Origin of the sequence: Streptomyces lateritius, from assembly GCF_014649715.1 — a bacterium.
In the GTDB taxonomy this organism is placed as follows: Bacteria; Actinomycetota; Actinomycetes; order Streptomycetales; family Streptomycetaceae; genus Streptomyces; species Streptomyces lateritius.
In genome coordinates this window covers 162,424-173,697 of sequence record NZ_BMTO01000002.1, presented here as the reverse complement: position 1 = coordinate 173,697, position 11,274 = coordinate 162,424, and the positions used below count along the sequence as shown (strand labels likewise).

At 71.2% G+C, this 11,274-nt stretch carries 10 protein-coding genes; 4 read left to right on the top strand and 6 right to left on the bottom strand.

Annotated elements, in window-relative coordinates:
- The first annotated feature begins 17 nt into the window (after positions 1-17).
- A complete protein-coding gene (locus tag IE136_RS04130; RefSeq protein WP_189599500.1) occupies positions 18-1,817 on the top strand; it encodes a sensor histidine kinase in 1,800 nt (599 codons plus the stop codon).
- 103 nt (positions 1,818-1,920) lie between these two features.
- Here IE136_RS04130 and IE136_RS04125 read toward each other — a convergent pair whose 3' ends face one another.
- From IE136_RS04125 to IE136_RS04100, 6 genes are all read right to left on the bottom strand, one after another.
- Positions 1,921-2,778 carry a Cof-type HAD-IIB family hydrolase gene (locus tag IE136_RS04125; protein ID WP_189599498.1) on the bottom strand — a complete coding sequence of 286 codons (858 nt, stop codon included), beginning with the start codon at positions 2,776-2,778 and terminating at the stop codon, positions 1,921-1,923.
- A 117-nt stretch (positions 2,779-2,895) separates the two neighbouring features.
- The gene (locus IE136_RS04120; protein ID WP_189599496.1) at positions 2,896-3,798 is read right to left on the bottom strand and encodes an LLM class flavin-dependent oxidoreductase; all 903 of its coding nucleotides are present in this window, start codon (positions 3,796-3,798) and stop codon (positions 2,896-2,898) included.
- A 92-nt stretch (positions 3,799-3,890) separates the two neighbouring features.
- Positions 3,891-4,433 (bottom strand): RNA 2'-phosphotransferase, encoded by a 543-nt coding sequence (locus tag IE136_RS04115; protein ID WP_189599494.1) that lies wholly within the window; start codon positions 4,431-4,433, stop codon positions 3,891-3,893.
- A 153-nt stretch (positions 4,434-4,586) separates the two neighbouring features.
- Complete coding sequence (locus IE136_RS04110; RefSeq protein WP_229818624.1) at positions 4,587-5,540, bottom strand: MerR family transcriptional regulator; 954 nt, start codon at positions 5,538-5,540, stop codon at positions 4,587-4,589.
- Between the two features lie 70 nt (positions 5,541-5,610).
- On the bottom strand, positions 5,611-7,389 hold the full coding sequence (locus tag IE136_RS04105; protein WP_189599489.1) for an SDR family oxidoreductase: 1,779 nt from the start codon (positions 7,387-7,389) through the stop codon (positions 5,611-5,613).
- Positions 7,389-8,240, bottom strand: coding sequence for a M24 family metallopeptidase (locus tag IE136_RS04100; protein ID WP_189599487.1), 852 nt, complete (start codon positions 8,238-8,240; stop codon positions 7,389-7,391). The genes IE136_RS04105 and IE136_RS04100 overlap by 1 nt, the downstream gene beginning before the upstream one ends.
- A gap of 252 nt (positions 8,241-8,492) precedes the next feature.
- Here IE136_RS04100 and IE136_RS04095 point away from each other — a divergent pair, with 252 nt between their 5' ends.
- The 3 genes from IE136_RS04095 to IE136_RS04085 are packed head-to-tail and all read left to right on the top strand — an operon-like array spanning position 8,493 to position 11,265.
- Positions 8,493-9,458: an ABC transporter ATP-binding protein gene (locus tag IE136_RS04095; RefSeq protein ID WP_158994486.1), complete on the top strand. Its 966-nt coding sequence runs from the start codon at positions 8,493-8,495 to the stop codon at positions 9,456-9,458.
- Positions 9,455-10,357 (top strand): ABC transporter permease, encoded by a 903-nt coding sequence (locus IE136_RS04090; protein WP_158988611.1) that lies wholly within the window; start codon positions 9,455-9,457, stop codon positions 10,355-10,357. Before IE136_RS04095 ends, IE136_RS04090 begins: the two co-directional genes overlap by 4 nt.
- A complete protein-coding gene (locus tag IE136_RS04085; protein WP_158988612.1) occupies positions 10,354-11,265 on the top strand; it encodes an ABC transporter ATP-binding protein in 912 nt (303 codons plus the stop codon). Before IE136_RS04090 ends, IE136_RS04085 begins: the two co-directional genes overlap by 4 nt.
- The last annotated feature ends 9 nt before the right edge of the window (positions 11,266-11,274 follow it).

The following is an 11,274-nucleotide window of genomic DNA, read 5'->3' as shown; positions in this document are numbered from 1 at the left end:
TTACTAGGCTCGCGGGCATGACCGCTGCCGTGCCGGACGTTCCGGATCCGCCGGAGCCCAAGCCTCTGGAGCCCAAGCCTCGGGAGCCGCAGCCTCAGGAGTGCAAGCCTCGGGAGCCGCAGCCGCTCGAATCCGAGCCGCTCGAGGCCGCGACCCTGACCACCCGCAGCCTCCAGGGGCTGTCCACCGAGCTCACCGCGCGAGTGCCGCAGCTCCTGGAGGCCATGCGCTCGGTCGGCACGGGGCTCGAACTGCACTCCACCCTCGACCGCATCTGCGAGACCGCCGCCGATCTCGCCGACGCCCGCTACGCCGCCATCGGCGTCGTCGACGAGGAGGGCGACGGCCTCTCCGACTTCGTCACCCACGGCGTCGGCGAGGACGTGGCCCGCCGGATCGGCCGGCGTCCCGACGGGCATACGGGGCTGCTCGGCGCGCTGATCCGCCACCCGGCGACGATCCGGCTCGCCGACCTGTCCGCCGACCCGCGCGCCGCCGGCTTCCCGGCCGGGCACCCTGCGATGCGCAGCTTCCTCGGCATGCCCATCCGGATCCAGGGAGAGATCTTCGGCAACCTCTACCTGGCCGAGAAGAGGAGTGGCGAGTTCACCGACGACGACGTCCACATGGTGCGCGTGCTCGCCACCGAGGCGGGGATCGCCATCGGCAACGCCCGCCTCTATGAGGCTGCCCGGCAGCGCGAGCGCTGGATCGACGGCTCCGTCGCCGTCACCACGGCCCTGCTCTCCGGGGGCGACGCGGACGACGCGCTCACGGTGGTCGCCGAGCAGGCCCGCCGCCTCGCCGACGCGGCAGCCGGGATCGTCCTCCTGCCCGCCGAGGGCGGTGGCCTGGAGATCGTCGCCGTCGCCTCGGAGCGGGCGGCCAAGTCGCTGGGCGTGGTGATCCCCGCCCAGAGCGCGGTGGTGGAGCGGCTGCTCGAAGGCGAGGCGGTGTTCCTGGAGGACGCCTCCGAGGACCCCCGCATGTTCAGCCGGCTCGCGGCCCCGTACGGGCCCAGCATGCTGCTGCCGCTGCGCAGCGGGGGGAAGGTGCTCGGCGCGCTCGCCATCCCCCGCGCCCGGGGCGCCCGGCCGTTCACCGAGGCCGAGCGGACCCTGGCCGCACAGTTCGCCTCCCAGGCCGCGCTCGCGCTGATGATGGCCGACGCGCAGCGGGACCGGGAGCGGCTCGCCGTCTACGAGGACCGCGACCGGATCGCCCGCGACCTGCACGACCTCGTCATCCAGCGGCTGTTCGCCACCGGGATGATGCTGGAGGGCGCCCAGCGGAAGTCGATCGTGCCGGCCGTGCGCGATGGAGTCGGCAAGGCGGTGGACGAACTGGACGTGACCATCCAGGAGATCCGTACCGCCATCTTCGCGCTTCAGCAGGGACCGGCCGAGGCCCCGTCCGGGCTGCGCACGCGGATTCTGCGGGAGATCAACATGGCGGCCGTGCCGCTCGGCTTCAAGCCCGCGCACCGCTTCCTCGGCACGATCGACTCGACGGTCGGCGACCTCACCGGCAAGAACCTCATCGCCGCCCTGCGCGAAGCCCTGTCCAACGCCTTCCGGCACGCGGAGGCGAGCCGGATCGAGGTGGTCGTCGACGCCGGGGCGGAGCTGCCGGACGGCACCGCCGGGGTCCGGCTCTCGGTCGCCGACGACGGCGTGGGCATTCCGGAGGGCGGGCGGCGCAGCGGTCTGCGCAACCTGACCCGGCGCGCGGAGTCGCTGGGCGGGTCGAGCTGGTGCGGCCCGGGCATCGGCGAGGACGGCGGAGGTACGACGGTCGGATGGGAGGTGCCGCTGTAGCCGGGAGGGCGGCCCGGCCCGGGCGTGGGCCGGGTTCGGTGCAGCCTCGAGGGTTCCGGGTCACCCCGGCGAGGGTTCGGGGGCTCCCGTCGAGGGTTCCGGGTCAGCTGTCGAGGGTTCCGGCGAGGATCCGCTCGATGACGACGGCCACACCGTCCTCGTTGTTCGCGACCGTACGGCCGGAGGCGGCGGCGATCACGTCCGGGTGAGCGTTGCCCATCGCGTACGAGCGGCCGGCCCAGGTCAGCATCTCGATGTCGTTGGGCATGTCCCCGAAGGCGACCACCTCGTCCGCCGAGATGCCGCGCTCGGCGCAGCACAGCGCCAGGGTGGACGCCTTGGAGACGCCGAGGCCGCTGATCTCCAGCAGCGCCGTGGGGCTGGACCGGGTGAAGGAGGCCAGTGTGGCGGCGGCCGTACGGGCCGTGGCCAGGAAGGTGTCGGGGTCGAGCCGCGGGTGCTGGGCGAGGAGCTTGAGCACGGGGGCGGCGGCGCCCGGCTCCTCCTCGAAGAGGAGCTTCTCAGCCGTGGCGACGGTCGCGCCGGGGTCGAGGTAGAAGGGCGGGTACTCCGGCTCGTAGTGGAAGCCGGTGGTGAACTCGACCGCGAAGGAGGTGCCGGGGGCGGCCGCGCGCAGCGTCCGTACGACGTCGAGAGCGACGTGCCGGTCCAGTGGACGCACCTCCAGGAATGTTCCGCCCGCGTGCAGGTCCACGACGGCCGCTCCGTTGGCGCAGATCGCGAGGCCGTGGCCGTGGACGTGGTCGGCGACCACATCCATCCAGCGGGCCGGGCGGCCGGTGACGAAGAAGACCTCGACGCCGGCCCGCTCGGCGGCGGCGAGCGCCGCGACCGTGCGCTCCGAGACGGACTTGTCGTCGCGCAGCAACGTGCCGTCGAGGTCGGTGGCGATCAGCCGGGGGGCCGGGGCGGCGGGGCGCGAAGAATGGGGTGAGGTCACCGATCCATTCTTCCGTACAAGATGCACGGGCGTGCGAGGGGGCGCACATCTGAGAGCCGCCGTTTCCGGCCTCGGATGTCCGGTTCTCGGCGCCCCGCTCGCGTGACCCGTGTGGTCTCAGCCGAGCTGGGCGACCGCCTCGGTGGCGATCTTCTCGAAGACGGCCTGGTCGGCGGCGAAGTCCGAGTCGTCGATGGGCCAGTGGATCACGATCTCGGTGATGCCCAGCTCCTGGTGGCGGCCGGCGAAGTCCACGAACGCGTCGAGGGACCCCAGCGGGCGGCCGCGGTCCGGGGTGAAGCCGGTGAGCAGGATCTTGTCCAGTCCGGCCGTGTCCCGGCCGATCTCGGCACACGCCTTGCCGAGCCTCTCGATCTGGCCGCGGATCGCCTCGACCGACTGCTCGGGGGTTCCCTCCTCGAAGATCTTCGGGTCGCCGGTGGTCACCCATGCCTGACCGTGACGGGCGGCCAGCTTCAGTCCGCGCGGGCCGGTCGCGGCGACCGCGAACGGCAGCCGGGGACGCTGGACGCAGCCGGGGATGTTGCGGGCCTCGTCGGCGGAGTAGTGGGTGCCGCGCAGCGTGACCGCGTCCTCGGTGAGCAGGCGGTCGAGGAGGGGGAGGAATTCGCCGAACCGGTCCGCGCGCTCTCGGGGCGTCCACGGCTCCCGCCCGAGCACGGTGGCGTCGAAGCCGTTGCCGCCGGCACCGATGCCGAGGGTGACGCGGCCGCCCGAGATGTCGTCGAGGGAGATGAGCTCCTTGGCGAGCGTGACCGGGTGGCGGAAGTTCGGGGAGGTCACCAGGGTGCCCAGGCGCATGCGCTCGGTGGCCGTCGCGGCGGCGGTGAGCGTGGGCAGGGCGCCGAACCAGGGGCCGTCGCGGAAGCTCCGCCAGGAGAGGTGGTCGTATGTGTACGCGGCGTGAAAGCCCAGCTCCTCGGCGCGTAGCCAGCGGTCGCGGCCGCCCTCGTGCCAGCGGTGGACGGGCAGGATCACGGTGCTCAGGCGCAAGGTCATGCCCACGAGCCTACGACCGACGCGCCGGTCCCCGTCGCGCGCCGATCCTCTTCGCGCCGATCCTCTTTGCGCACGGACGGGGACGGCAGGCGTCAGCCGGGGAAGCGGAGGAACTCCGGAGGGACGGCGTCCGTCAGCCAGACGCCGTTGGCGCTGACGTGGAAGGCATGGCCGGCCCGGTGCATCGCGGCGGCGTCCACGGCCAGGACGACGGGGCGGCCACGCCGCGCGCCGACCCGGGTCGCGGTCTCCCGGTCGGGGGAGAGATGGACGTGGTGACGTGCCATGGGCCGCAGGCCCTCGGCCCGGATCCCGTCCAGATGGGCGGCGACCGTACCGTGATAGAGGTACGCGGGCGGCTCGGCAACCGGCAGGTCCAGGTCGACCTCGACGGTGTGACCCTGGCTTGCGCGGATGCGCGTGCCCTCGATCGCGAAGCGCTTCTTGTCGTTGGTGGCGACGACATGGTCCAGCTCGTCGCGGGTGACCGGGAAGCCGTGCTCGGCCGCCGCGCGCAGCAGCGCGTCGATCTCGACCCAGCCGTTCGGGTCGAGGACGAGCCCGATCCGCTCGGGCTGATGGCGCAGATGCTTCGAGAGGTACTTCGACACCTTCACGGTGCGTCTGTCGTCCATGGGTCGGTTCATGGCGCCAGGATGCCCGAGCTCGGATCGACGGACCATTCAATTGACGCGCGGATGTTTGATCCACAGCCAAGTGGAGTTATCCACAAGCGAATTGAAGGATCTGTGGACAAAGAGCTTGTGAAATACAGCCATTTGGGCAAATCAGACCCCTTCCTCTTTAGTTGCCGCCAGGGCGTCCAATGTCCTGGTATGCACCTCGCGTTCGGCTGCCGCCGTGATGAACGCGGCCACGTTCTCCGCGCCGACGAGCCGCTGTACGGCCCGGATCGTGCCGGACGGCAGGACGACCGGACGCGGCTCGTCGTCCCGTACCGGCGGAGGGCCGGGCGACAGGTGATGCTGGAGATGGCGGGTGGCGAACAGGCGCATCGCGCGCGCCAGTTCGGCATCCACCGTCTGCTGCGCCAGCGGCCTCAGCCTGCGGACCATCGTCGCCGCGGCGGCCGCGTCGGCGTCCGTGGGCGGGCGGTGCTCCAGATAGCGCGCGAAGACGTGCTCGGTGGTGAACTCCAGGAAACGGGAAGCGATGTGTTCGACCTGGCCCCGAAGCTCCCGCAGATGCCCGGAGATCGCCTGGAGAGGCACGCCGGCCGCGTACAACTCGGCTGCCACCGCCAGCTCTTGCGGGCTGGGAACGAGAAACTCGTCCTCCCGGTCCGCCACCCGCTCCAGCACCCCGAGTTCGATCGCCTCGCGGATCGCGTCCTCGTCCGGCTTGCCGCCGAACGTGGCGTCCAGCTCCTCGCGGGAGATCCGGTCGGCCTCCTCGTCCGTCCACGGGCCGTCGACCTCGGCGACCAGACCCAGCACTCCGCCCAGCCCGCGTCCCGTGTCCCATGCCTCCAGCAGCTCCTTGATGGAGGCCAGGGTGTAGCCGCGGTCCAGCAGATCCGCGATCTGCCGAAGCCGCGCCAGATGCGTGTCCCCGTACACATTGGACCTGCCCCGGCGCTCCGGGCGCGGCAGCAGGCCACGATCCTGGTAGGCGCGGATGGTCCGGACCGTGGCACCGCTGCGGTGGGCCAGATCCTCGATCCGGTACTCCGCCGGGGACGGCTGTCCGCCCCCGGCCGACTGTGCTGACTGCTCCGACAAACCCGCTCCCACTGCTCCCACCGCCTGTCCGTCCGCCCGCCTCAGGCGCGCCCGGCGTGGCTCCGCTCGATCACGCCGGCGGCTCCAGGCGCGCTATCGCGCGCAGGGCCCTGGGGGCGAAGCGTGACATGAAGTGGGCACCGCGCGCCTCGGGGGTGACCGGGACGACGGCCTCGTTGCGGACCACCGCGCGCAGGATCGCGTCCGCGACCTTCTCCGGAGGATAGTTGCGCAGACCGTAGAGCCGGGATGCCTTCTGCTGCCGGCGCTTCTGCTCCTCCTCGCCGACACCGGCGAACCGGGCCGTCGCGGTGATGGCGGTGTTCACGATGCCGGGGCAGATCGCCGAGACGCCGATGCCCTGACCGGCCAGCTCGGCGCGGAGGCACTCGCTCAGCATCAGCACGGCCGCCTTGGACGTGCTGTACGCGGGCAGGGCGCGGGAGGGCTGGAACGCCGCCGCCGAGGCGGTGTTGACGATGTGGCCGCCCTGCCCGCGCTCGGCCATCTGGCCGCCGAAGATCCGGCAGCCGTGGATGACGCCCCAGAGATTGACGTCGAGGACCTTCTTCCACTCCTCGCTCGTCGTTGCGAAGAACGAGCCGCTCAGGCCGATGCCCGCGTTGTTGACGAGGACGTCGACCGTTCCGTAGTCGCTCGCCACCTTCGCCGCGAGCTTCTCCATGGCCTGCTCGTCGCTGACGTCGACGGTCTCCCCCCAGGCGGCGGGGGCGCCGATGAGCCGGGACATCTCGGCCGTCCGGGCCGCGCCCTCGCCGTTCCGGTCGACGGCGACGATCCGCGCACCCGCCTCGGCGAACGCGAAGGCGGTGGCCCGGCCGATGCCGCTGGCCGCGCCGGTCACCAGGACCAGCTGGCCGCCGAACCGCTCCGCGTACTCCGGTCGCACGCCGCTCTTCGCCGTCGTTTTCGGAGCCTTGGTGGACCGGTCCTCGTTCGCCCCGACGAACTCGCCGATCCAGGCGGCGAGCTGGTCGGGCCTGGTGCGCGGAACCCAGTGCTTGGCCGGCAGGGAGCGGCGGGTGAGGTCCGGCACCCAGGCCCCGAGGTCGTCATAGAGCCGCTCGGAGAGGAAGACGTCGCCGGTCGGCGTGATCAGCTGCACCGGCGCGTGCGCGTACGCGTCGGCGCGGGGGCGGCTGAGCCGTGCGCGGACGTTGTCCCGGTAGAGCCAGGCGCCGTGCGCCGCGTCGCCGGGCAGGGACGCCGTCGGATAGTCGCCGGCCGGGACCTTCTCGACCCGCTGGAGGATCTTCGGCCACCGCCTGCCGAGCGGGCCGCGCCAGGCGAGCTCGGGCAGCAGGGGCGTGTGCAGCAGGTACACGTACCAGGACTTGGCGCCCTGGCCGAGGAGCTGGCCGATCCGGCGCGGGGTGGGCCGGGCCATGCGCTGCTTGATCCAGTGCCCGAAGTGGTCGAGGGACGGGCCGGACATCGACGTGAAGGAGGCGATCCGGCCCTCCGTGCGCGGAACGGTCACGAACTCCCACGACTGCACCGAACCCCAGTCGTGGCCGACGAGATGGACGGGCCGGCCGGGGGAGACCGCGTCCGCCACGGCCAGGAAGTCGTCGGTCAGTTTCTCCAGGGTGAAACCGCCGCGCAGCGGGGTCGGCGCCGTGGAGCGGCCGTGGCCCCGGACGTCGTACAGCACCACGTGGAACCGCTCGGCGAGCCGGTGCGCGACCTCCGACCAGACCTCCTTGGAGTCCGGGTAGCCGTGCACCAGCAGGACGGTCGGCCGGCTCTCGTCACCCAGCTCGGCCACGCACAGCTCGATCCCGCCCGTACGGACCCAGCGCTCCCGCGCCCCCTTCAGCCCCGCCATCACACGTCCCTCTCGTTCCAGCGCCGCACGTGCGGCAGATCGTCGTCCAGCCAGAACGCGCTCTGCTCGGGGTCCTTCGAGTCGGTGACGACGAGGATCTCCTCGAACTTCGCGCCCGTCCCCCGGAATCCGAGGTGCGGCTCGACGGCCCACAGCCCCGGCCGCGGCGGGTGGTCGGAGAACTTGTACGGCGACCAGAGCGGCGACCAGCCGTCGCGGTGGCCGTGCACGGCGTCGCTCGCCAGCCCCTTCAGCGACTGGGTGCCGAAGCCGAAGAGCGTCGGCGACCAGCGCCGCTCCCTGACCCGGTCGATCTTGTGGGCGATCACGCCGAAGGGATACGCGCGGTGCCGGTTGGCGTATCCCTGGCGGACCATGAGCCGGTCCACGTCCTCGTAGATCTCCCGCAGCGAGCGGCGCTCGCGCACCTGGCTCAGAATCAGCTCGCGGTGCGCCCTGAGATCGGCGAGCAGTTTGTCGTGCAGGGGGTCGAGGCCCAGGCATCCGGAGTAGCCGATGTCCGAGGTGTAGCCCTTGTACACCGGGGCCATGTCGAGGATGAACGGCATCCCCGCCTCCAGGCGCCGGTTCGTGGGGAAGAACTGGAGCGGGATCTTGAAGTCCACGAAGGCCGTGCGGTCGCCGAACCAGGCGAAGGGCCGGTGGAACCAGTCCCGCACCCCGCGTTCGTACAGCCAGTCCCGCTGCATCTTCGCGGCCTCGCGCTCGGTCACCCCCGGCTTGAGCTGCGCCGCGACCGCTTCCGCGCACTCGTAGGAGAGGCGCTGCACTTCCCTGAACCCCCGCAGGTCCGCGGCCGGTCCGCCCGTCACTGCCGAGGCCTTCGTCATTGCTGAGGCCATGCCACCCCGCCCGTCCGATGTGAGCGTACGCGTGCGCTACGTGTCCGTAACGTGACACTGATGAATGTGACAATGATCGACGGCTGCGTCAAGGGTCGCGCGCATGCCTGTGGAAAACGGCGGCGGCGAACGACTTTGGTCTCGACTCCCCTACGGGTTCGTACGCCTGGAGTCGGATACGGATCGAGCCGTTGGGCTGACGACTGCTGTGGTGTGCGCCACTACCGTCGAATCGTGACTGTGATCGCCACCGAAAGCCTCAGCAAGCGGTTCCCCCGGGTGACCGCTCTCGACCGGCTCTCCCTGGACATCGGGCCCGGTGTGACCGGACTGGTGGGTGCCAACGGAGCCGGTAAGTCCACGATGATCAAAATCCTGCTCGGGCTGTCCCCCGCCACGGAGGGCCGGGCCGAAGTGCTCGGCCTGGACGTCGCCACATCCGGCGCCCAGATCCGTGAGCGGGTCGGATACATGCCCGAGCACGACTGCCTCCCGCCGGACGTCTCGGCGACCGAGTTCGTCGTCCACATGGCGCGGATGTCGGGCCTTCCCGCCACGGCCGCCCGCGAGCGGACGGCCGACACGCTGCGCCACGTCGGTCTGTACGAGGAGCGGTACCGCCCCATCGGCGGCTACTCCACCGGCATGAAGCAGCGGGTGAAGCTGGCCCAGGCCCTGGTCCACGACCCGCAGCTGGTGCTTCTCGACGAGCCGACCAACGGCCTCGACCCGGTCGGCCGCGACGAGATGCTCGGCCTGATCCGCCGGGTGTGGACGGAATTCGGCATCTCGGTCCTGGTGACCTCCCACCTGCTCGGCGAGCTGGAGCGCACCTGCGACCACGTCGTCGTCATCGACGGCGGGCGGCTGCTGCGCTCCAGCTCCACCAGCGACTTCACCCAGATCACCACGACCCTCGCGGTCGAGGTCACCGACTCCGACACCCATCCCGACGGCACGGCGACGCTGCGCGCGGCCCTCGCCGCCGCCGGGGTCACCCTGCACGAGGGTGTCGAGGACGGGCTGCCCGGCGCGGGCCACATCCTCCTGGTGGAGGCCGCCGGCGAGGAGACGTACGACCTCGTCCGCGACACCGTCGCCGACCTCGGCCTCGGTCTCGTCCGCATGGAGCAGCGCCGCCACCACATCGCCGAGGTCTTCCGCGCCGAGGGCTCCCAGGAACAGCAGGAGGTGCCGACGCGATGAGCTCACCGGCCCAGACCCCCGAGACCACCCGGATCCACAACATCGGGTACCGCAACTACGACGGGCCGCGCCTCGGCCGTGCGTACGCGCGCCGGGCGCTGTTCTCCCAGTCGCTGCGCGGCGCGTACGGACTCGGCCGCAGCGCCAAGTCCAAGGTGCTGCCGATGATCCTCTTCGCGGTGATGTGCGTTCCCGCGCTGATCATCGTCGCGGTGGCGGTCGTGACCAAGGCGCCCAAGCTCGCGATCGAGTACACGCAGTACGCGATCTACCTCCAGCTCGTCATCGCCATCTACCTGGCGGCCCAGGCACCTCAGTCCGTCTCCCGCGACCTCCGCTTCAGGACCGTGCCGCTGTATTTCTCGCGGCCGATCGACCGCGTGGACTACGTCCTCGCCAAGTACGGCGCCATGGCCTCGGCGCTCTTCATCCTCACCGCCGCCCCGCTGCTGATCCTCTTCATCGGTTCACTGCTCGCCAAGCTCGACTTCGCCACCCAGAGCAAGCTCTTCGGCCAGGGGCTCGTCTCCGTGGCCCTGCTCTCGCTGCTCTTCGGAGGCATCGGCCTGGTCATGGCGGCGCTCACGCCGCGGCGCGGCTTCGGCGTCGCCGCCGTGATCGCCGTGATGGTGATCTCGTACGGCGCGGTCTCCACCCTGCAGGGCATCGCCTACGGCACGGACAACGTCGATGCCATCAAGTGGATGGGCCTGTTCTCGCCGGTCACCCTCATCGACGGCGTGCAGACAGCCTTCCTCGGAGCGCCGACCGCGTTCCCCGGCGGCGCGGCCGCCGCTCCGGGGGCCGGAGCCGGCGCGGTCTACGTGCTGGTCGTCCTCGCGCTCATCGCCGGCTCCTACGGCGTCCTGATGCGCCGCTACCGAAAGGTCGGACTGTGACCACGATCAACATCGACCACACCTCGCGGTGGTTCGGCAACGTCGTGGCCGTCAACGACGTCACCATGACGATCGGCCCCGGTGTGACCGGCCTCCTCGGCCCCAACGGCGCCGGGAAGTCCACCCTCATCAACATGATGGGCGGCTTCCTCGCCCCCTCCACCGGGGCGGTCACCCTCGACGGGCAGCCGATCTGGCGCAACGAGTCCGTCTACCGGCAGATCGGCGTCGTGCCCGAACGGGAAGCGATGTACGACTTCCTCACCGGCCGCGAATTCGTCCTGGCCAACGCCGAGCTGCACGGGCTCGGCGCCAAGGAGGCCCAGCACGCGCTCGCCACGGTCGAGATGGAGTACGCGCAGGACCGGAAGATCGCCACGTACAGCAAGGGCATGCGGCAGCGCGTGAAGATGGCCTCGGCCCTCGTCCACCAGCCGTCCGTGCTCCTGCTCGACGAGCCGTTCAACGGCATGGACCCGCGCCAGCGCATGCAGTTGATGGACCTGCTGCGCCGGATGGGATCAGCGGGCCGCACCGTGCTGTTCTCCTCGCACATCCTGGAGGAGGTCGAGCAGCTCGCCTCGCACATCGAGGTGATCGTGGCCGGACGGCACGCCGCCTCCGGCGACTTCCGCAAGATCCGCCGGCTCATGACCGACCGGCCGCACCGCTATCTCGTACGGTCCAGCGACGACCGTGCGCTGGCCGCCGCGCTCATCGCCGACCCGTCCACGGCCGGTATCGAGGTCGATCTGGCGGAGGGCGCGCTGCGCGTCCAGGCCGTCGACTTCGGGCGCTTCACCGAGCTGCTGCCCCAGGTCGCCCGGGCACAGGGCATCCGCCTGCTGACGGTCTCGCCCTCGGACGAGTCCCTCGAATCGGTCTTCTCGTATCTCGTAGCGGCCTGAAAGGAGCCT

What these genes read in the sequence shown, in the direction of transcription:
- IE136_RS04130 (WP_189599500.1), top strand. Translation starts at nt 18, where the DNA reads ATGACCGCTGCCGTGCCGGACGTTCCGGATCCGCCGGAGCCCAAGCCT.
- IE136_RS04120 (WP_189599496.1), bottom strand. Translation starts at nt 3,798, where the DNA reads ATGACCTTGCGCCTGAGCACCGTGATCCTGCCCGTCCACCGCTGGCAC.
- IE136_RS04115 (WP_189599494.1), bottom strand. Translation starts at nt 4,433, where the DNA reads ATGGACGACAGACGCACCGTGAAGGTGTCGAAGTACCTCTCGAAGCAT.
- IE136_RS04105 (WP_189599489.1), bottom strand. Translation starts at nt 7,389, where the DNA reads ATGGCGGGGCTGAAGGGGGCGCGGGAGCGCTGGGTCCGTACGGGCGGG.
- IE136_RS04100 (WP_189599487.1), bottom strand. Translation starts at nt 8,240, where the DNA reads ATGACGAAGGCCTCGGCAGTGACGGGCGGACCGGCCGCGGACCTGCGG.
- IE136_RS04090 (WP_158988611.1), top strand. Translation starts at nt 9,455, where the DNA reads ATGAGCTCACCGGCCCAGACCCCCGAGACCACCCGGATCCACAACATC.